Source organism: Streptomyces collinus Tu 365 (genome assembly GCF_000444875.1).
Classification (GTDB): Bacteria; Actinomycetota; Actinomycetes; order Streptomycetales; family Streptomycetaceae; genus Streptomyces; species Streptomyces collinus_A.
This window is the reverse complement of record NC_021985.1, coordinates 2,134,009-2,152,490: the sequence shown is the minus strand read 5'-3', so window position 1 is coordinate 2,152,490 and position 18,482 is coordinate 2,134,009. Positions and strand designations below refer to the sequence as shown.

General features: G+C 73.3%; 19 protein-coding genes. 13 read left to right on the top strand and 6 right to left on the bottom strand.

The genetic code is table 11. The features are described from left to right. The first annotated feature begins 13 nt into the window (after window positions 1-13). The 6 genes from B446_RS09125 (at window position 14) to B446_RS09100 (ending at window position 5,844) form a co-directional block, all read left to right on the top strand. A complete protein-coding gene (locus B446_RS09125) occupies window positions 14-1,147 on the top strand; it encodes a ParA family protein (protein ID WP_078614667.1) in 1,134 nt (377 codons plus the stop codon). After that, window positions 1,132-1,689, top strand: coding sequence for a hypothetical protein (locus tag B446_RS09120; protein WP_043475138.1), 558 nt, complete (start codon window positions 1,132-1,134; stop codon window positions 1,687-1,689). The genes B446_RS09125 and B446_RS09120 overlap by 16 nt, the downstream gene beginning before the upstream one ends. A gap of 407 nt (window positions 1,690-2,096) precedes the next feature. Beyond that, a complete protein-coding gene (locus tag B446_RS09115; RefSeq protein ID WP_419184170.1) occupies window positions 2,097-3,155 on the top strand; it encodes a segregation and condensation protein A in 1,059 nt (352 codons plus the stop codon). Continuing rightward, window positions 3,152-3,799 (top strand): SMC-Scp complex subunit ScpB, encoded by a 648-nt coding sequence (gene scpB, locus B446_RS09110; protein ID WP_020939133.1) that lies wholly within the window; start codon window positions 3,152-3,154, stop codon window positions 3,797-3,799. Before B446_RS09115 ends, scpB begins: the two co-directional genes overlap by 4 nt. Beyond that, the gene (locus tag B446_RS09105) at window positions 3,799-4,920 is read left to right on the top strand and encodes a pseudouridine synthase (RefSeq protein WP_020939132.1); all 1,122 of its coding nucleotides are present in this window, start codon (window positions 3,799-3,801) and stop codon (window positions 4,918-4,920) included. Before scpB ends, B446_RS09105 begins: the two co-directional genes overlap by 1 nt. 174 nt (window positions 4,921-5,094) lie before the next feature. Continuing rightward, on the top strand, window positions 5,095-5,844 hold the full coding sequence (locus tag B446_RS09100) for a DNA polymerase beta superfamily protein (protein ID WP_020939131.1): 750 nt from the start codon (window positions 5,095-5,097) through the stop codon (window positions 5,842-5,844). Here the strand turns inward: B446_RS09100 and B446_RS09095 are convergent. Further along, a complete protein-coding gene (locus B446_RS09095) occupies window positions 5,770-6,540 on the bottom strand; it encodes a DNA polymerase beta superfamily protein (RefSeq protein ID WP_020939130.1) in 771 nt (256 codons plus the stop codon). The genes B446_RS09100 and B446_RS09095 overlap by 75 nt on opposite strands. A gap of 22 nt (window positions 6,541-6,562) precedes the next feature. Continuing rightward, window positions 6,563-6,946, bottom strand: coding sequence for a Rieske (2Fe-2S) protein (locus B446_RS09090; protein ID WP_020939129.1), 384 nt, complete (start codon window positions 6,944-6,946; stop codon window positions 6,563-6,565). A 315-nt stretch (window positions 6,947-7,261) separates the two neighbouring features. On the opposite strand from B446_RS09090, the gene B446_RS09085 reads away from it, so the two are divergent. From B446_RS09085 to der, 4 genes are all read left to right on the top strand, one after another. After that, window positions 7,262-8,347: a prephenate dehydrogenase gene (locus B446_RS09085; protein ID WP_020939128.1), complete on the top strand. Its 1,086-nt coding sequence runs from the start codon at window positions 7,262-7,264 to the stop codon at window positions 8,345-8,347. 175 nt (window positions 8,348-8,522) lie between these two features. Further along, on the top strand, window positions 8,523-9,215 hold the full coding sequence (gene cmk / locus B446_RS09080; protein ID WP_020939127.1) for a (d)CMP kinase: 693 nt from the start codon (window positions 8,523-8,525) through the stop codon (window positions 9,213-9,215). 62 nt (window positions 9,216-9,277) lie between these two features. After that, a complete protein-coding gene (locus tag B446_RS09075) occupies window positions 9,278-9,865 on the top strand; it encodes a lysophospholipid acyltransferase family protein (RefSeq protein ID WP_052352259.1) in 588 nt (195 codons plus the stop codon). A gap of 76 nt (window positions 9,866-9,941) precedes the next feature. Then, window positions 9,942-11,423, top strand: a complete 1,482-nt coding sequence (der, locus tag B446_RS09070) for a ribosome biogenesis GTPase Der (protein ID WP_020939125.1) — start codon at window positions 9,942-9,944, stop codon at window positions 11,421-11,423. Window positions 11,424-11,523: 100 nt separating this feature from the next. Here der and B446_RS09065 read toward each other — a convergent pair whose 3' ends face one another. After that, window positions 11,524-11,913 (bottom strand): hypothetical protein, encoded by a 390-nt coding sequence (locus B446_RS09065; protein WP_020939124.1) that lies wholly within the window; start codon window positions 11,911-11,913, stop codon window positions 11,524-11,526. A gap of 100 nt (window positions 11,914-12,013) precedes the next feature. Next, the gene (locus tag B446_RS09060; RefSeq protein WP_020939123.1) at window positions 12,014-12,808 is read right to left on the bottom strand and encodes a hypothetical protein; all 795 of its coding nucleotides are present in this window, start codon (window positions 12,806-12,808) and stop codon (window positions 12,014-12,016) included. Between the two features lie 539 nt (window positions 12,809-13,347). Between B446_RS09060 and B446_RS09055 the strand changes: the two genes are divergently transcribed. The 3 genes from B446_RS09055 (at window position 13,348) to B446_RS09045 (ending at window position 15,620) form a co-directional block, all read left to right on the top strand. Beyond that, window positions 13,348-13,998, top strand: a complete 651-nt coding sequence (locus B446_RS09055; RefSeq protein ID WP_020939122.1) for a transglycosylase family protein — start codon at window positions 13,348-13,350, stop codon at window positions 13,996-13,998. Between the two features lie 76 nt (window positions 13,999-14,074). Continuing rightward, a complete protein-coding gene (locus tag B446_RS09050) occupies window positions 14,075-15,064 on the top strand; it encodes a helix-turn-helix transcriptional regulator (RefSeq protein WP_020939121.1) in 990 nt (329 codons plus the stop codon). A gap of 340 nt (window positions 15,065-15,404) precedes the next feature. After that, window positions 15,405-15,620 carry an I78 family peptidase inhibitor gene (locus B446_RS09045; RefSeq protein ID WP_020939120.1) on the top strand — a complete coding sequence of 72 codons (216 nt, stop codon included), beginning with the start codon at window positions 15,405-15,407 and terminating at the stop codon, window positions 15,618-15,620. A gap of 107 nt (window positions 15,621-15,727) precedes the next feature. Here B446_RS09045 and B446_RS09040 read toward each other — a convergent pair whose 3' ends face one another. Both B446_RS09040 and B446_RS09035 read right to left on the bottom strand, forming a co-directional pair. Beyond that, window positions 15,728-16,753, bottom strand: a complete 1,026-nt coding sequence (locus B446_RS09040) for a phosphatase PAP2 family protein (protein ID WP_020939119.1) — start codon at window positions 16,751-16,753, stop codon at window positions 15,728-15,730. Window positions 16,754-16,990: 237 nt separating this feature from the next. Then, window positions 16,991-18,313, bottom strand: coding sequence for a glycosyltransferase family 39 protein (locus B446_RS09035; protein WP_020939118.1), 1,323 nt, complete (start codon window positions 18,311-18,313; stop codon window positions 16,991-16,993). Window positions 18,314-18,482: the final 169 nt, after the last annotated feature.

The window sequence follows — 18,482 nt, the reverse complement described above, 5'->3', positions numbered from 1 at the left end:
TGGTCAACCAGGAATGCCTGTACGGGGCCAGGGCTCCGCGGGATTCGAGGCTGTCGGCTCCGTCGCAGTGCGCACCTTCGCAGCCCACCAGAGTCCCGGGCCGAAGACGGTCCGGACAGCACACCAGAGCATGGATGGCCATCACGTGAACGCCATGGCCGGCGACGGAAGTGGCGCGCCCCACAACCACTTCGCCGACTACGACGAACTGCCCGAGGGGCACTTCTACGACCCCGACGCCGAGTACGAGCCCGATCCGGAGTACGCGGCCACGCTCGCGCCCGACGCGGCCCGCCAGCGCCGTGAGCGCGTCGGCCCGACCGGGCGCCCGCTGCCGTACTTCCCGATCCCGGGCCCGCTGACCGACCACGGCCCCGCGAAGATCATCGCGATGTGCAACCAGAAGGGCGGCGTCGGCAAGACGACGTCGACCATCAACCTGGGTGCCGCGCTCGCGGAGTACGGCCGGCGCGTGCTGCTCGTGGACTTCGATCCGCAGGGCGCGCTGTCGGTGGGTCTCGGTGTCAACCCGATGGAGCTCGACCTCACGGTCTACAACCTGCTCATGGAGCGGGGCATGTCGGCCGACGAGGTCCTGCTGAAGACCGCGGTCCCCAACATGGACCTGCTGCCCTCCAACATCGACCTGTCGGCCGCCGAGGTCCAGCTGGTCTCCGAGGTCGCCCGCGAGTCGACGCTGCAGCGGGCCCTGAAGCCCCTGATGGACGACTACGACTACATCGTCATCGACTGCCAGCCCTCGCTCGGCCTGCTCACCGTCAACGCGCTGACGGCCGCGCACAAGGTGATCGTGCCGCTGGAGTGCGAGTTCTTCGCGCTGCGCGGTGTGGCTCTGCTGACCGAGACGATCGAGAAGGTCCAGGAGCGGCTCAACCCCGAGCTGGAACTGGACGGCATCCTCGCCACGATGTACGACTCGCGCACCGTGCACAGCCGTGAGGTGCTCGCGCGTGTCGTCGAGGCGTTCGACGACCACGTCTACCACACGGTCATCGGGCGCACCGTCCGCTTCCCGGAGACCACGGTCGCCGGTGAGCCGATCACCACGTACGCCTCCAACTCCGTGGGTGCCGCCGCCTACCGCCAGCTCGCCAGGGAGGTGCTCGCCCGGTGTCACGCCGAGTGAGTCTGCCGGGGGCCGACGAACTCTTCCGTACGACAGGGGGGATGGCGCTCCAGCCGTCCACGCCCCGGCGCGGGGCGGGCGGTGAGGCCCGGGTGCCGGCTCCCGCCGGGGAGAGCGACGACGTGGCGGCCGCGGAGGACGCGCCGCCGTCGGTGCCCGTGCGGGGCGGTGACGGCGAGGGCGCGGAGCATGTGGCGGCGGAGGCGGAACCGGCGGACACGGGCGAGTCCCGGACCCGGCCGGCCCGGCGCCAGGCGGGGCAGGAAGGTTCTTCCGCCGCCGCTGCCCAGCAGCCCCGCAAGCGGGGCCGGGCGGCGGCCCGGCGGCCCAGCGGGCGCGAGCGGCACGACGAGAAGATCACGGTGTACGTCTCGGCCGAGGAGCTCATGGACCTCGAGCACGCGCGCCTGGTGCTGAGGGGCGAGCACGGGCTCGCCGTCGACCGCGGCCGGATCGTCCGCGAGGCGGTCGCGGTGGTCCTCGCCGATCTGGAGTCCCGAGGGGACGCCAGCATCCTGGTCCGGCGGCTGCGGGGTCGGTAGTCGGCCCGGCGGCCGTCAGGCGGTAGCCTGCGACGGCCATGACCTCGAACGACGCACCCGCCCCCGGCCCAGGCGCCGGCCGCAGGCGCGCCCTGGGCCGAGGACCGGGCACCACGCCCCCGCCCGGGGACCCGCAGGACCCCACCGGACACGAGCCCGCACCGCGGAGCGACCACCCTCCGGCCCCCGCCCCAGCCGAGCCCACCCGGATCCCCGAGGACACGCCCGAGCCGGGCGGCGAACCGGAGACCGCGCCCGCGCCGGCGCAGGGTCCCGGAGAAGCCACCGAGTCGGGCCACCGAACCGCGCCCGCGCCCGCGCCGTACCTGGCCCCTGCGGACGCGCCCGTAGTGGGTCGGGGGCCCGCTGAGGCGGCAGCATCCGGTCCGGGGGCCGTGCACGAGCCCGTGCCTGGCCCGGAGTCTGGGGACGCCCCCGCCGCGAGCCGGGAGCCGGTGGGTACGCCTGCGTCGAGCCGGGAGCCCGCGGCCGCGGCCGCGGCCGCTCCGGGGGCCTCCGCGGCATCGCCCGCGTCCGGGGCCACGCCCGCGGCCGCACCCGCGGCGGGCACGGCACCCGCCGGCCCGTCCGCGCCGGGCCCCGCGAACGCGGCCGCGCAGGACGCCGCTCCCGAGGCCGTCGACGGGGTGTTCAAGGTTCGGCTGGCCAACTTCGAGGGGCCGTTCGACCTGCTGCTTCAGTTGATCTCCAAGCACAAGCTGGACGTCACCGAGGTCGCGCTGTCGAAGGTGACCGACGAGTTCATGGCGCACATCCGGGCCATGGGGCCGGACTGGGACCTGGACCAGACGACCGAGTTCCTGGTCGTGGCCGCCACGCTGCTGGACCTGAAGGCGGCGCGACTGCTGCCCACCGCCGAGGTCGAGGACGAGGCCGACCTCGCCCTGCTGGAGGCCCGCGACCTGCTGTTCGCGCGGCTGCTGCAGTACCGGGCCTACAAGCAGATCGCCGACATCTTCAACCGGCGCCTGGACGAGGAGGCCCGCCGCTACCCCCGTACCGTCGGCCTCGAACCCGAGCACGCCGAGCTGCTGCCCGAGGTCGTCATCAGCATCGGCCCCGAGGGCTTCGCGCAGCTCGCCGTCAAGGCCATGCAGCCCAGGCCGAAGCCGCAGGTCTACGTGGACCACATCCACGCCCCGCTGGTCAGCGTCCAGGAGCAGGCGGGGATCGTGGTCGCCCGGCTGAAGGAACTGGGCGAGGCCAGCTTCCGGATCCTGGTCGAGGACACCGACGACACCCTCACCGTCGTCGCCCGCTTCCTCGCGCTGCTGGAGCTGTACCGGGAGAAGGCCGTCTCCCTGGAGCAGGAGGCCGCGCTCGGCGAGCTGCTGGTGCGCTGGACCGGCGGCGACGGGGAGGCGGCCCCGAGGGTCACCGACGAGTTCGACCGGCCACCCGAGGTGCCCGATGCGCCCGATGCGCCCGAGGAGGAGAAGGCATGAGCGAGACCCATTCCGCCCCGGGCCCGGGTGCCGTCGCCGGCCTGGACCTCAAGCCCGCCCTCGAAGCGGTCCTCATGGTGGTCGACGAGCCCGCGACCGAGGAGCACCTGGCCCGGATCCTGGAGCGGCCCAGGCGGCAGATCGCCGACGCCCTGCGGGAGCTGGCCGACGACTACACCGTGCAGGGCCGCGGCTTCGAGCTGCGCTTCGTCGCGGGCGGCTGGCGGTTCTACAGCCGCGCCGCGTACGCGCCCGCCGTCGAACGGCTCGTGCTGGACGGCCAGACGGCCCGCCTCACCCAGGCCGCGCTGGAGACCCTGGCCGTCGTCGCCTACCGCCAGCCGGTCAGCCGCAGCCGCGTGTCCGCCGTGCGCGGGGTCAACTGCGACGGCGTGATGCGGACCCTGCTCCAGCGGGGTCTCGTCGAGGAGGCGGGCGCGGAACCCGAAACAGGTGCGATCCTGTACAGGACGACGAACTACTTCCTGGAGCGGATGGGCCTGCGCGGCCTGGACGAGCTCCCGGAGCTCGCGCCCTTCCTCCCGGAGGCGGAGGCGATCGAGGCCGAGACCCAGGAGGGCGTACCGTCGTTCGATCCGGACGCCCCGGATTCCGAGGACGCAGACGACAAGACGGAACTTTGATGCGAAGCAGCAGCGGCAGGAACAGCAGCGGAAACAACGGCGGGAGCCGTGGTGGCAACAGCGGCGGCCGCGGCGGGAGCGGTGGCGGTCGCGGTAACTACCGCGGCGCCGGCAACTCCCGAGACGACAACCAGGGCGGCCGGCCGAAGAAGCCGCGTCCGGAGGAGCGGCGCTACGACGTCGGTCCCGGCGCCACCCAGGCCGGCCCGAAGTCCGGTCGGGGCGCCTCGGCGCGCGGCGGCGCCAAGGGCGGCCCCCGGCAGGGCCAGGGCACCGGGCGCGACCGCTCGGCGCCGGCCCGCTCGCGCGAGTACGAGACGCGGGCGGAGGAGCGCAACCGCGAGCGGTACGCGGACAAGAAGGACGTCAGGCTGCCCAAGACGTTCCCGGGCGCCGAGCAGGAGGGCGAGCGGCTGCAGAAGGTCCTCGCGCGCGCGGGCTACGGCTCCCGGCGCGCCTGCGAGGAGCTGATCGAACAGGCCCGGGTCGAGATCAACGGCGAGATCGTCCTGGAGCAGGGCCGCCGCGTGGACCCGGAGAAGGACGAGGTCAAGGTCGACGGCCTGACGGTCGCGACGCAGTCGTACCAGTTCTTCTCGCTCAACAAGCCCGCCGGTGTCGTCTCCACCATGGAGGACCCGGAGGGGCGCCAGTGCCTCGGTGACTACGTCACCAACCGCGAGACCCGTCTCTTCCACGTCGGCCGGCTCGACACCGAGACCGAGGGCGTCATCCTGCTCACCAACCACGGCGAGCTGGCGCACCGCCTCACGCACCCCAAGTACGGCGTGAAGAAGACCTACCTCGCGCACATCGTCGGCCCGATCCCGCGCGACCTCGGCAAGCGCCTGAAGGACGGCATCCAGCTGGAGGACGGCTACGCGCGCGCCGACCACTTCCGGGTGGTCGAGCAGACCGGCAAGAACTACCTGGTCGAGGTGACCCTGCACGAGGGCCGCAAGCACATCGTGCGGCGCATGCTCGCCGAGGCCGGCTTCCCGGTCGACAAGCTGGTGCGCACCGCCTTCGGCCCGATCACCCTGGGCGACCAGAAGTCGGGCTGGCTGCGCCGCCTGAGCAACACCGAGGTCGGGATGCTCATGAAGGAGGTCGACCTCTAGGAGCACGACCTCCGAGAGGCGCCTGCACGGCGTTCTGACGGCCGGTCCCGGGCCCCCGGGACCGGCCGTCGGCGTATGCCGCAAACGGGGCTCCAGGGCGCGCTGAGGGGCTTGTGCGATCGAGTGCCGGGGCCGACCTGTCGGCCCCGGCGGCGCTCTGGGACGCTTGGGTCCATGATCGACGACCTCGACATGGACCTGACGCCCGTGATCGCCGAGCAGCCCCACCCCCTGCTGTTCGCGACGGTCTCCGGGGCGCACCTGTACGGCTTTCCGTCCCAGGACTCCGACCTGGACCTGCGCGGGGCCCACCTGCTGCCGGTGGCCGACCTGGTGGGGCTGCGGGAGCCGGAGGAGACCCGGTCCCTGGCGTGGGTGCGGTTCGGCGTCGAGATGGACCTCGTGACCCACGACGTGCGCAAGTTCGTCCGGCTGATGCTCCGGCGCAACGGCTACGTGCTGGAGCAGCTGCTCTCGCCCCTGGTCGCGCACACCACGGAGGAGCACCGGGAGCTGACCGCCCTCGTCCCCGGCGTGCTCACCGGCCACCACGCCCACCACTACCGCGGCTTCGCGGTCACCCAGTGGCGGCTGTTCGAGAAGACCGGCGAACTCAAGCCGCTGCTCTACACCTTCCGCGTGCTGCTCACCGGCATCCACCTGATGCGCAGCGGCGAGGTCCAGGCCCATCTGCCCACCCTCCTGGAACAGGTGGACGCGCCCGGCTACCTGCCGGAGCTGATCGCCGCCAAGGCGGAGCGCGAGCACGGCGGCGCCGACGTCGACCACGCGCGCGTGGCGGCCGACGTGGAGCGGCTGCACGCCACGCTCGACGCGGCGCAGGCCGCCTCAGCGCTGCCCGACGCGCCCACCGCCCACGACGCCCTGCACGACTTCCTGGTACGGGTCAGGCGCGCAGGCTGAGGCACGCCGGACCCGGTGCAGGAAGCCGGCCACGCGCGCGTGGTCCGGCTCCGGTGGCAGCGGGGTGTGCCGCAGGGCCTCGTCGGTCTCGGCGGCGAGCCGGACCATGCGCGCGTCCACCTCGGCCCACGGCACCTCGCCCCGCTTCACCGCGAGCAGCGGCTCGCGCCGGTCGCCGACGTCGAGCCGCAGCTCGCCGGTGCGCAGCAGGTCGCGGGCGCTTTGCAGCAGGCGCAGCAGGTGCATCGCGTGCTTCCAGCGCGGGGCGCCCGTCGTCCGGACGTCGGCGTCGAGCTTGCGGCGCTGGCCGAGGGCGTAGCGGGTGAAGGTGCCGTGGACCTGCCGGGACAGGAAGGCGCCGCGCAGCGCCAGCAGCTCACGGCCCGTGTCGTCCACGTGCTCGACCAGCGGCGAGTGCAGGCACTCCAGGACGTTCGGGTTGCCGCGCAGCGCCAGCTCGCAGAACCGCTCGAGCTCCCAGGAGAACCGCTCCTCGCCCGGCCCCTCCACATGGGTCGGCGGCTTGTGGAAGCGCCAGAACAGCGGAGTGGGGGCGAGGAAGACGCCTCTGCGGTCGGTGTCGCTGGTCTCCGTGGCCAGGCCGAAGGCGCGTGACCCCATGACGCAGGAGTAGATCGTGTGCTCCCGCACCAGGTCCTGCGGGTCCGGGTGCTCTTCGGGGGTCTGGGGCCGCATGCCGGGAGCGTACGCGGGCCGCTCACGCCAGGTGGATCGAATTTCCCTTCACCGTGATCGTCCGCGGGGGCAGCGGCTTGGTCGCCGGGCCGTGCGCCACCGATCCGTCGCCGATCTCGAACCTGCTGCCGTGACAGGGGCAGTCGATGGTGCCGTTCGCCACCTTGTCCACCGTGCAGCCCATGTGGGTGCAGATCGCCGAGAAGGCCTTGAAGTCGCCCTTGGCCGGCTGGGTGACGACCACCTTCTGCTCCTTGAACACCTTGCCGCCGCCCACCGGGATCTCGCCGGTCCCGGCCAGCTTCTCGGTGCCGGGCGCGGAACCGCCCTGGTTCCCGCCGCACCCGGCGGCGAGCGTCGCCACGCCCGTCGCGAGAACCGTGCGCCGCGTGGTGCTGTTGGTCATGTGCCACTCCGAAGGGGAAGACCGAGAGGACAGAGGCGGCGAATGCGCCAAACCCGGTCATCTTCGCATCGAAGGCCCCCGGGGCGCCGGAACACCGGACCGGCCGTCACCGGATCGGGCCCCGTCTCACCCGGCGGGCGCCGCGCGTCCGGCCGGCCGGGGCTGACTACGCTGGACGGGCAGAGAGTCGGTACGCATGTCAGCGAGGAGCAGCGCCGTGGCGGTACGAGCGGTCCGGGGGGCCGTCCAGCGGGACCCGGACGAGACCGGACACAGGGACGAGCGGGTGGCCGCCCGGCGCGAGGACGTCGCCCGGTGAGGACCGCACTCGTCCTCGGCACCGGACTCATCGGCACCTCCGCCGCGCTCGCCCTCACCCAGCGGGGCGTCGTCGTGCACCTCGCCGACCACGACCCCGAGCAGGCCCGCACCGCCGCCGCGCTCGGCGCCGGCACCGACGAGGCCCCCGCGGGCCCGGTGGACCTGGCGCTCGTCGCCGCCCCGCCCGCCCACGTGGCCGCCGTCCTCGCGGACGCCATGGGCCGGGGCCTGGCGCGCGGCTACGTCGACGTGGCCAGCGTCAAGGGCGGACCGCGCCGGGAGCTGGAGGCGCGCGGCCTCGACCTGTCGTCGTACATCGGCACCCACCCGATGTCCGGCCGGGAGAAGTCGGGGCCGCTCGCCGCGACGGCCGACCTGTTCGAGGGGCGCCCCTGGGTGCTCACCCCGACCCGCGACACCGACACCGAGGTCCTGAACCTCGCCCTGGAACTGGTCTCGCACTGCCGCGCGGTCCCCGTGGTCATGGACGCCGACGCCCACGACCGGGCCGTCGCCCTCGTCTCGCACATGCCCCACCTGGTCTCCAGCCTGGTCGCCGCCCGCCTGGAGAACGCCGAGGAGGCCGCCGTACGGCTGTGCGGACAGGGCATCCGGGACGTCACCCGGATCGCCGCCTCCGACCCCCGGATGTGGATCGACATCCTCTCCGCCAACCCCGGCCCGGTCGCCGACCTCCTCGCGGACGTCTCCACCGACCTGGACGACACCGTGCGCGCGCTGCGCGCCCTGCAGTCCTCCGACGAGGCCAAGCGGCGCGAGGGCAGCGCCGGCATCGAGGACGTGCTGCGGCGCGGGAACGCGGGGCAGGTGCGGGTACCCGGGAAGCACGGGTCCGCGCCGCGGGTCTACGAGGTCGTGGCCGTGCTCATCGACGACCAGCCCGGACAGCTGGCCAGGATCTTCGCCGACGCCGGACAGGCCGGGGTCAACGTCGAGGACGTGCGCATCGAGCACGCGACGGGACAGCAGGCGGGTCTCGTCCAGCTCATGGTCGAGCCGAAGGCGGTGCCCGTCCTGACGGCCGCGCTGCGTGAGCGCGGCTGGGCGCTGCGCCAGTAGGACCGCCGGTGGGACTGCCGGTGGGACCGGCGGCAGGACGGCAGGACCGCCCGCGGCACCGCGCCCCGCACCCGTCCGGCACGCGTGCGTCCGGACGAGTGACCCGTACCCAGTAACCTTGTGCGGGGCGCTCTCGCTCCCCGCTCCCCGCACCGCACCAGGAAGGTGTCCCCCCGTGGAAAACGGCGCCCCGACCGCCAAGCCCGTCATCGTCGCGATCGACGGTCCCTCCGGCACGGGCAAGTCGAGCACGTCGAAGGCCGTGGCCGCGCAGCTCGGCCTGAGCTACCTGGACACCGGTGCCCAGTACCGGGCGATCACCTGGTGGATGGTCTCCAACGGCATCGACCTGGAGGACCCCACCGCGATCGCGGCCGTCGCCGGCAAGCCGGAGATCGTCTCCGGCACCGATCCGGCCGCCCCGGCCATCACGGTCGACGGCGTCGACGTGGCCGGCCCGATCCGCACCCAGGAGGTCACCTCCAAGGTCAGCGCGGTCAGCGCGGTGCCCGAGGTGCGCTCGAGGATCACCGAGCTGCAGCGCTCGCTGGCCTCCGGCGCCGAGCGGGGCATCGTGGTCGAGGGCCGGGACATCGGCACGACCGTGCTGCCCGACGCCGACCTGAAGATCTTCCTCACCGCCTCCGCCGAGGCCCGCGCGGCCCGCCGCAGCGGTGAGCTGAAGGGCGCCGACGTCCAGGCCACCCGCGAGGCCCTGATCAAGCGGGACGCGGCCGACTCCAGCCGCAAGACCTCGCCGCTCGCCAAGGCGGACGACGCGGTCGAGGTGGACACCACCGAACTCACCCTCGCCCAGGTCATCGAGTGCGTCGTCACCCTGGTCGAGGAGAAGCGAGCCGGGAAGTGAGCCTTCCGTCCCCGCCCACGGAGCGGGGTGCCGAGGTCGGCCGGCGCATCGGCGTCGGGCTGATGTTCGGGCTGTGGAAGCCGCGTGTGCTGGGCGCCTGGCGGATGCCCGCCACCGGTCCGGCGATCCTCGCCGTGAACCACTCCCACAACATCGACGGACCGATGGTGATGGGCGTGGCCCCCCGGCCGACGCACTTCCTGATCAAGAAGGAGGCGTTCGTCGGCCCGCTGGGCGCCTTCCTGAGCGGGATCGGCCAGCTGAAGGTGGACCGCGCGTCCGCGGACCGCGCGGCCATCGGCCAGGCGCTCGGCGTTCTGGAGAACGGGGGAGTGCTCGGCATCTTCCCCGAGGGCACCCGGGGCGAGGGCGACTTCGCCTCCCTGCGGGCCGGTCTCGCCTACTTCGCGGTCCGCAGCGGGGCGCCGATCGTGCCCGTGGCCGTCCTCGGAAGCTCCGACCGGCCGGGACGGATGGTCAAGGGGCTGCCCCCGCTGCGCTCCCGCGTCGACGTCGTCTTCGGCGACCCGTTCGAGGCGGGCGACGGCAGTGGGCGGCGCACCCGCCGGGCGCTGGACGAGGCGACCGAGCGCATCCAGAAGCAGCTCACCAGCCACCTGGAAAACGCCAGGCGCCTGACCGGGCGCTAGGCGACACTTGAGTAGTGGATCAGCCCAAAAGGGTCGTTCCACCGATCACCACGATGAACGACGAGGTACGGACTTCATGAGCGACCACATCCAGCCCGAAGGCTCGGCCGAGCACGAGTACGAGCACGGGGCGCTCGGCGACGCCGAGTACGCGGAGTTCATGGAGCTCGCCGCGGAGGAGGGCTTCGACCTCCAGGACGTCGAGGGCGCCATCGAGGCGGCCGGCCACGGACCGCTCCCGGTCCTCGCCGTCGTCGGCCGGCCGAACGTCGGCAAGTCGACGCTCGTCAACCGGATCATCGGCCGGCGCGAGGCCGTCGTGGAGGACAAGCCCGGCGTCACCCGCGACCGCGTCACCTACGAGGCCGAGTGGGCGGGCCGCCGCTTCAAGGTCGTCGACACCGGCGGCTGGGAGCAGGACGTCCTCGGCATCGACGCCTCCGTGGCCGCCCAGGCCGAGTACGCGATCGAGGCGGCCGACGCGGTCGTCTTCGTCGTGGACGCCAAGGTCGGCGCCACCGACACCGACGAGGCCGTCGTCCGGCTGCTGCGCAAGGCCGGCAAGCCGGTCGTGCTGTGCGCCAACAAGGTCGACGGCCCGAGCGGCGAGGCCGACGCCTCCTATCTGTGGAGCCTGGGCCTCGGCGAGCCGCACCCGGTCTCCGCGCTGCACGGCCGCGGCACCGGCGACATGCTGGACGCCGTCCTCGAGGCGCTCCCCGAGGCGCCCGAGCAGAGCTTCGGCACCGCCGTCGGCGGCCCGCGCCGCATCGCGCTCATCGGCCGCCCGAACGTCGGCAAGTCCTCGCTGCTGAACAAGGTGGCCGGCGAGGAGCGCGTCGTCGTCAACGAGATGGCGGGCACCACCCGCGACCCGGTCGACGAGCTGATCGAACTGGGCGGCGTGACCTGGAAGTTCGTCGACACGGCGGGCATCCGCAAGCGCGTCCACCTCCAGCAGGGCGCCGACTACTACGCCTCGCTGCGCACCGCGGCCGCCGTCGAGAAGGCCGAGCTGGCCGTCATCCTGATCGACGCGTCCGAGAACATCTCGGTCCAGGACCAGCGCATCGTCACCATGGCCGTGGAAGCGGGCCGCGCGATCGTCCTCGCCTTCAACAAGTGGGACACCCTCGACGAGGAGCGCCGCTACTACCTGGAGCGGGAGATCGAGACCGAGCTGGGCCAGGTCGCCTGGGCGCCCCGGGTCAACGTCTCGGCCCGCACCGGCCGGCACATGGAGAAGCTGGTCCCGGCGATCGAGACCGCCCTCGACGGCTGGGAGACCCGTGTCCCCACCGGCCGGCTGAACGCCTTCCTCGGCGAGCTGGTCTCGGCCCACCCGCACCCGGTCCGTGGCGGCAAGCAGCCGCGCATCCTGTTCGGCACCCAGGCCGGCACCAAGCCCCCGCGGTTCGTCCTGTTCGCCTCCGGCTTCATCGAGGCGGGCTACCGGCGCTTCATCGAGCGCCGGCTGCGCGAGGAGTTCGGCTTCGAGGGCACCCCGATCCACATCTCGGTGCGGGTGCGCGAGAAGCGCGGCACGAAGAAGAAGTAGCAGGAGGAGACCGCCGGCGCCCCAGGCGCCGGCGGCACGACGGCGAAGGGCGGCCCCCCGGTGTGGGGGCCGCCCTTCGCCGTACGTCACGTCCCGCGGGTCACGCGCCCCGGCGCGGACCGGGCGGCAGCGCCGCCGGGACATGGTGCATCCCGGTCTCCTGGGACCGCCCCAGGGTGCCGATCCGCTGCCACTGCGCCTGCTGCTGGCCGCTGCCCTGCCGGGCGCTGTACGCCCCCGCGCTGTAGGCGCTGTAGTTGGCCCGGTACGAGCCGGTGCTGTGCGGGGCGATCCCGAAGGCACTGAACCCCAGCTCCTCCTCGCCGCTGCGGTCACCCGGCAGCGTGCGGAAGGTCCTGACCCACTCCGCGTAGAGGGAGTCGTAGATCGGCGTTGCGGACGCGCTGCCGACCGGCTCCTGGCCCGCCCGTGCGGACGGGATGGAGGAGTAGGGGGACCGGCGGGGAGGAGGGGTGTCGTATGCGTGCACGTATGTCCAAACGACGGCAGCCCGTAAGGGATGCGGCCGATGCGCGGCTTTTGGGAGGGTGGCGCCGGGTTTCCGGCGCCACCTGCGTCCCGGCCGGTGCTCAGGTGCCCGCGAGCGGCAGCGCCGCCGCGACCAGCTTGCCGTTGGCCGCCGCCCTGTCCAGGGCCTCGCGCAGCAGGTCCTCACGGGGCTGGCGCCCGATGGAGCCCACCGGGGCCGCGAACATCAGCACCTGCTGGTGCTTGTTGGCGGCGGCCCGCCAGCTGTCCGTGACCTGCAGCGGCTGGTGCGCCTGCCACCAGGCCACGGGCTGGCCGCCGCCCGGGCCCGGCTGCAGCACCGCGTGCAGCTGGCCGACGGCGAGCAGCACCGACCAGCCGTGCAGCACCGGCGGCACGGACACCAGCTCGGTCACCGGCATGAAGCCCTGCTCGATGAGGAGCGGGAGGAAGTCGTCGCCCACCCCGGTGGAGCCGGGTCGCACGATCGGCGCCGTCGGCTCGACCACCAGCGCGGGGTGCAGCTCGCCCTCGACCAGCACGAGTCCGCTGGTCACGCCGAGTACGGCCTGCTCGGGCACGGGCCGCTGCGGCGTGCCGCCCGTGGCCAGGTCGCCGCCGGTGCCGCCGATGGAGCGTACGGCGCCCTGCAGCTGCTCCTCGGTGACCTGGACGACCTGGGAGGGCAGGCACCCGGCGTGGGCGAACGCGAGGACGGCGGTCTCGTCACCGACGAACAGAACGGTGCTGGTGCGCTCCTGCTCGGAGTCGCCCGGGGTGCGGCAGGACGTGCAGTCGTAACTGCCCGGGGCGTTCTCTCCGGCGAGCAGCCGGTCGGCTTCTTCGTCGCCGATCTCGGCGCGTACGGCGTCACTCACGTCGAGCATGCGCGGCACGGTGGCTCCCTCGGGATGCGGTGCGGGGTCGGCCGGGTGGCTCCCGGCCCCTGAGCCCCGGGGTTCCGGGCTCATGAAGAAGACAACGGGCGTCCTGTGGTGGGGGTCACGCCCCGGGCCCGACGGAATCGAACCATCCACCGCACAGGGTCACCTGAGGTACGGAATTGGCCACTCACCGTCAACTCAACGCGAAGTCAAGGAACTTGAACGGGTGAAGTGGGTCACAGATCGCCTCAGCTGGTGGTCGAATAATCAGGAAATAAGAGTATGAACCGGCTGGCCGAAAATCGACGATACCTGCGGTAACGGCGAACTGGCCTGGAATGACGAGGAGTTGGTTGATATCGACCGCCCGCACTCCCTACATTCCTCCGCCGTGTGCAGACAGCACCGCTCGGGTACGTCCGCCGGCCGGCACCGGACAGAGCACGACCGGCACCGGTCGCGGCGGACGGGGCGGGCACGGAACACCGCGGCCATGCGCGGGGAACCGTGTCCCGTCCGGGGGACCCCGGGTTCGTGGGAGAGGGATCTACATGTCCGAGTGTGCCGATACCAGCCGTACCACCGCTCGTCAGGACGGCGCCCGCAAGGGCCGTACGACGGCCGCCCTCACCGGGGCGGCGCTGCTGGCCCCGCTGGGCCTGCTGGCCGCGACCGGCAACGCCGCGGCGGCGGACGGCGGAGTGTGGGACCGCATCGCCCAGTGCGAGAGCGGCGGCAACTGGCACATCAACACCGGCAACGGCTACTACGGCGGGCTCCAGTTCTCCGCCGGCACCTGGCGCGCGTACGGCGGCTCCGCCTACGCCGCGACGGCCGACCAGGCCTCCAGGGGCGCGCAGATCGCCGTCGCCACCAAGGTCCAGCAGGCCCAGGGCTGGGGCGCCTGGCCGGTCTGCTCGGGCCGGGCCGGCGCCTCGGGAGCCGCTCCCGGGGCCGCCTCCGGGGCCGCCGCCAAGACGGGCGTGACGACGAAGTCCGCCCCGTCGAAGGCGCCCGAACGGTCGAGCACCCACGTCAACCGCGGCGCCTCGCGCGGCGCCTACACCGTCCGCGAGGGCGACACCCTGAGCATCATCGCCGCCCGGCACGGGACCACCTGGCAGCGGATCTACGCGGCCAACAGGTCGGTCATCGGCGGCGACCCGGACGTGATCGTGCCCGGCCAGCGCCTCGCGCTCTGAGCGACGGTCCGCATCCCGGCAGCCGCTGTCCCGACGAGGACAGCGGCTGTCCGCATCGGCTGGCAGACTCGGCCGCATGTTGGAGACCTCGGCACGGCTGCTGCGTCTGCTCTCGCTCCTCCAGGCCCACCGCGAGTGGTCGGGGGCCGACCTCGCCGAACGGCTCGGCGTCACCGCGCGCACCGTCCGCCGCGACGTGGACCGGCTGCGCGAGCTGGGCTACCCGGTCAACGCGAGCCCCGGCACCGGCGGCGGCTACCAGCTCGGTGCGGGCGCCCGGCTGCCCCCGCTGCTGCTCGACGACGACGAGGCCGTCGCCGTGGCGGTCGGCCTGCGCACCGCGGCGGGGCAGGGCATCGAGGGCATCGGCGAGAGCTCCGTACGCGCCCTCGCCAAGCTGGAGCAGGTGCTGCCGGACCGGCTGCGGCACCGGGTGAGCGCGCTCAACGCGTTCACCGTGCCGATGCTGCGCGACGGCCCGCCGGTGTCACCCGTCGAGCCGGCCCTGCTCACCGAGCTCGCCCACCTGTGCCGGGACGCCGAGCGGCTGCGCTTCGAGTACCGCACTCACGAGGGTGTGGCCGGCCGCCGTACCGTCGAGCCGCACCGGCTGGTGTGCACCGAGCGGCGCTGGTACCTGGTCGCCTGGGACGTGGACCGGGAGGACTGGCGGACCTTCCGCGTCGACCGCATCACGCCGAAGCCGCCGCACGGCCCGCGCTTCACCCCGCGCGAGGGACCGGCCGAGGACCTCGCCGCCCATGTCTCGCGGGGTGTCTCCACGCGCGCGTACGCCACCCACTCCGCCGTCCGGCTGCTGGTGCCGCTGCACGAGGCCGCCGAGCGGGTCTCGCCGTCCGCCGGGACCCTGGAGCCCGACGGGGAGCACGCCTGCGTCCTGCGCAGCGGGGCGCCGAACCTGGACGTGATGGTGGTTCACATCATGCTCCTGGGCCTGCCCTTCGAGGTGCTGGAGCCGGCCGGGCTGACCGAGGCCGTCAGGACGCTCCGGGACCGCCTCGACGCCGCTCTGGAGCGGAGCACGGCCCGGCCGGCCGCGGGCTGACGTCCGCGCGGGGCGGGTGCGGAATCCGGCTATTTCCCATGCGGCGTCAGTTCGCCCGGCAGGGGGGCCGATTCCGGCCGATTCCACGGGATAACCGGTCCCGAACCCCGGCCGCGGGCCGCGCCCCCGTCCTTCCCGCCGGATATTCCGGGGCCACGCTCCGGCACGCGGAAATCCTGTTCGAATACCCGCGTCCGGTGAACGGAAACCCCCGTACGTGTGACGCAGTTCGACGGTATCCGGCGCCGGGAAGCTGTGACAGAAGTGTGACCGGGGGATGACGGGGCGCCGATCACGGGCTGCGCTTCCGTCACCGGGCGATGCGGCCTAGCGTGGCCGCATGGCATCGAATCCCACTCCGCCGGCGGAGCCCCAGGACAGTCCCGACGCGTACGTCGGCCTCGACGCCCAGGGCGCCGAGCGGCTCGCCCGGCAGCGCGGCTGGTCGACGGTGCGGGCCCTGCCGCCGGGCGCGATCATCACCATGGAGTACCGGGTGGGCCGGCTCAACTTCGAGGTGCGCGACGGCCGGGTGGCGCGCGCCTGGAAGGGCTGACCCGCCCGCACGCGCACGACGAGGGCCCCGCTCCCGGAACCGGGAGCGGGGCCCTCGTCATGGCGGGGCGGGTGGTGCGTACCGGGCCCCGTGGCCGTGGTGGCCGGTCAGCCGCCGGTGAGCGGGCGGACCGGCTGGGAGGTGCCGCGTGGCACGCGGTCGGCGTGCGGCGGCCGGCGGCTGCCCGCCGGGGTGACCGGGGTGCGCTCCGAACGGGCCGTGTGCGGACCGGGAGCCAGGTGGGCCGGCGCCCGGGAGCCGCGTCCCGAGGCCACCGGCTCGCGGGCCGGTGCGTGCTGGTCGGCGGTGGCGGTCCGTGGCTTGAGGACCACCGGCGTGACGGGCACGGGCGGCACGGGCACGGTGCGGCCGCGGCGGGCGCGCCAGCGGTCGCGCAGGTCGAAGAGCCCGGTCTCGGCCCTGGTGACCAGGGGCTCGAACCAGGGCAGGGCGAGCAGGATCAGCAGCCCCGCGGCCCAGCCCAGCAGCACGTCGCTCAGCCAGTGCGTACCGAGGTAGACGGTGGTGAGGCCGACGCCGAGCGAGGTGACCGCCGACAGGGCGGACAGCCAGCGGCGGGCCCTCGGGCTGGAGGCCAGATACGCCAGGATTCCCCAGGTCACCACGGCGTTGGCGGTGTGGCCGCTGGGAAATATATCGCCGCCGAGACCCATCTCGTTCGAGCCGATCACGGTCGCGTAGTGCGGACCGAGCCGTCCCATGCCGAGCTTGGCGGCACCGACCGTGATGTTGAGCAGCAGCAGGGAGGCGGCCAGTGTCAGCAGCGGGCGCAGCGTGTGCTGCCGCCAGGAGCGCCAGCCGAGCCAGGCCGCGACCATCACGGCGGTGGGGCCGCGCTGGCCGAGCACCACGTAGTAGTCGAGGAAGGCGTGGATCTGCGGCCACTGCTGGTACGGCCGGAAGAACATGACCTGCCAGTCGAGCCGGACCAGCCAGGAGCTGATCACGACGGCCCACACGATCGCCAGGTAGAAGGCGAGGGTCGCGGTGAACAGCACGACCCGGTGCCGGCTCATCCTCGGCACATCGATGTGGGCCGGCCGTTCCGGCTCACGGTCGAGTCTGGCGAAGACCCGGTCCAGACGCCGGGTCAGGTTTCGTTCGGTACGCACTCAATCGACGTTACAGCGAGTGAGCTGTGTTCCCGGTCGAAACAGGGTCTTTGTGATGACGATGTGATGTGGGAAACCTCTCAGGAGAGGCCAGAATTCACAGGATTCGGCAATCCGGTGAGAGTTCTTCGTGCAATTCCTTTGATCATGCCGGGTGTTGTTTATATCGCCCTTACGAATTCGTTCACCCGGCCCTGGTGTGGAATTCTCCGGAGCGTCACGGACCGCCGGAGTCGATCATGGCGGTCCGGAGCCGTTCAGCCAGAACGCCCCGTAGACCGCGCTCGCCGCCGCCACACCGGCCGTGACCAGCACCGCCCTTGAGGTCCGGGTCCGGGCCAGCGTCCGGGCGAGCGGGAACAGCACCGGGAAGGCGGGCATCAGCAGCCGCGGCTTGGAACCGAAGTAGCTGGACGCGCACAGCGCGAGCGCCAGGACGACACCGGTGTACACCAGCAGCGCCACGGGCTGGCGCCGGCGTACGCACGCCACGTAGAGCCGGATCAGCAGCGCCACCCCGACGATCAGGCCCGCGCCCGCGAGGGCCGACGGGAACGACGTGAACTTCTCGGCGACGAAACGGGCGAAGGCGTACCCGCCGTCGAACCCGTTGCGCCAGCCCGCCTGCACGTCGAGGTAGCCGAGCGGGCCCGCGCCGGTGCGGTGGCCGACCCACAGGACGTAACCGGCGGCCCCCAGCGGGGCGATCAGCAGACCGGCGACGAGTGACGGGAGTGACCGGAGGGGCGGAGACGAAGAGACGGAGGCGTGCGCGGCGACCGGCGCGCCCCCCGACGCGGAAGAGGCGTGCGCGGTCCCGCCCGCGCTCCCGGTGTGCGCCGACCGCCCCGCGCGCACTCCGACCGCCGGTTCGGGAGCGTGACCGCCGCCGTGCGCGCCGTGCGCGTCCCGGGCGCTTCGATACCGCACGAAAGAGATCACGCCGGTCGCCCAGACCGCGGCCACCACCGCGAGCCCCACCGGCCGGGTCAGCCCGGCCAGCGCCGCGAGCGCGCCCGCGGCCACCCACCGGCCGGTCAGCACCGTGTACAGCGACCACGCCGCCAGCGCCGTGAACAGGGACTCGCTGTACGCCATCGACTGCACGATCCCGACCGGCAGCACCGCCCACAGCAGCACCGCGCAGACCCCGGCCCGGCCGCCGTACACGTGCTCCGCGACCGCGAAGATCCCGGCGGCCGCCGCGAGCGAGGCGAGCACGGAGACGACGAGGCCGGCATCCGCGTACGACAGCGGCGCGAGCGCGTGCAGCAGCCGCTCCAGCCAGGGCAGCAGCGGGAAGAACGCCAGGTCGGAGTGGACGTCGCCGTTCGGCAGCCGCACCTCGTAGCCGTATCCCGGGCCGGCGACCCGGGCGTACCAGAGCGAGTCCCAGCGCGCGGTGAGCAGGGTGTGGGCGCTCTTGCCGCGCGCCGCGCTCCACCCGGCCAGCACGACGAGGCCCAGGGCGCGCACCGCCACGTACCCGAGCAGGGCCGGGGCGGCCCGGCGGGGGAGTGGGGTGCGGGGCGGGGCCGCGCGGGTCGCAAGGTCGGTCACGGGCCCGATTATCGACCGGCCGCGAAACCGCCCCGGCAGCCGGGCGTGACAAGGGCCGTGCGGGGTGGCGTACGCCACACGGGTTGGGTCCCGCGTGTGAGAGGTCCGCCACGTGCCCCCAGGGAGGACTCGCGTACGCTGGCGAGTCACCTGCGTGGGTTTGCGCGGG

Coding starts and splice junctions, on each gene's coding strand:
- B446_RS09125 (WP_078614667.1), top strand. CDS start 14: ATGCCTGTACGGGGCCAGGGCTCCGCGGGATTCGAGGCTGTCGGCTCC.
- scpB (WP_020939133.1), top strand. CDS start 3,152: ATGAGCGAGACCCATTCCGCCCCGGGCCCGGGTGCCGTCGCCGGCCTG.
- B446_RS09105 (WP_020939132.1), top strand. CDS start 3,799: ATGCGAAGCAGCAGCGGCAGGAACAGCAGCGGAAACAACGGCGGGAGC.
- B446_RS09100 (WP_020939131.1), top strand. CDS start 5,095: ATGATCGACGACCTCGACATGGACCTGACGCCCGTGATCGCCGAGCAG.
- B446_RS09095 (WP_020939130.1), bottom strand. CDS start 6,540: ATGCGGCCCCAGACCCCCGAAGAGCACCCGGACCCGCAGGACCTGGTG.
- B446_RS09090 (WP_020939129.1), bottom strand. CDS start 6,946: ATGACCAACAGCACCACGCGGCGCACGGTTCTCGCGACGGGCGTGGCG.
- B446_RS09075 (WP_052352259.1), top strand. CDS start 9,278: ATGTTCGGGCTGTGGAAGCCGCGTGTGCTGGGCGCCTGGCGGATGCCC.
- der (WP_020939125.1), top strand. CDS start 9,942: ATGAGCGACCACATCCAGCCCGAAGGCTCGGCCGAGCACGAGTACGAG.
- B446_RS09055 (WP_020939122.1), top strand. CDS start 13,348: ATGTCCGAGTGTGCCGATACCAGCCGTACCACCGCTCGTCAGGACGGC.
- B446_RS09050 (WP_020939121.1), top strand. CDS start 14,075: ATGTTGGAGACCTCGGCACGGCTGCTGCGTCTGCTCTCGCTCCTCCAG.
- B446_RS09045 (WP_020939120.1), top strand. CDS start 15,405: ATGGCATCGAATCCCACTCCGCCGGCGGAGCCCCAGGACAGTCCCGAC.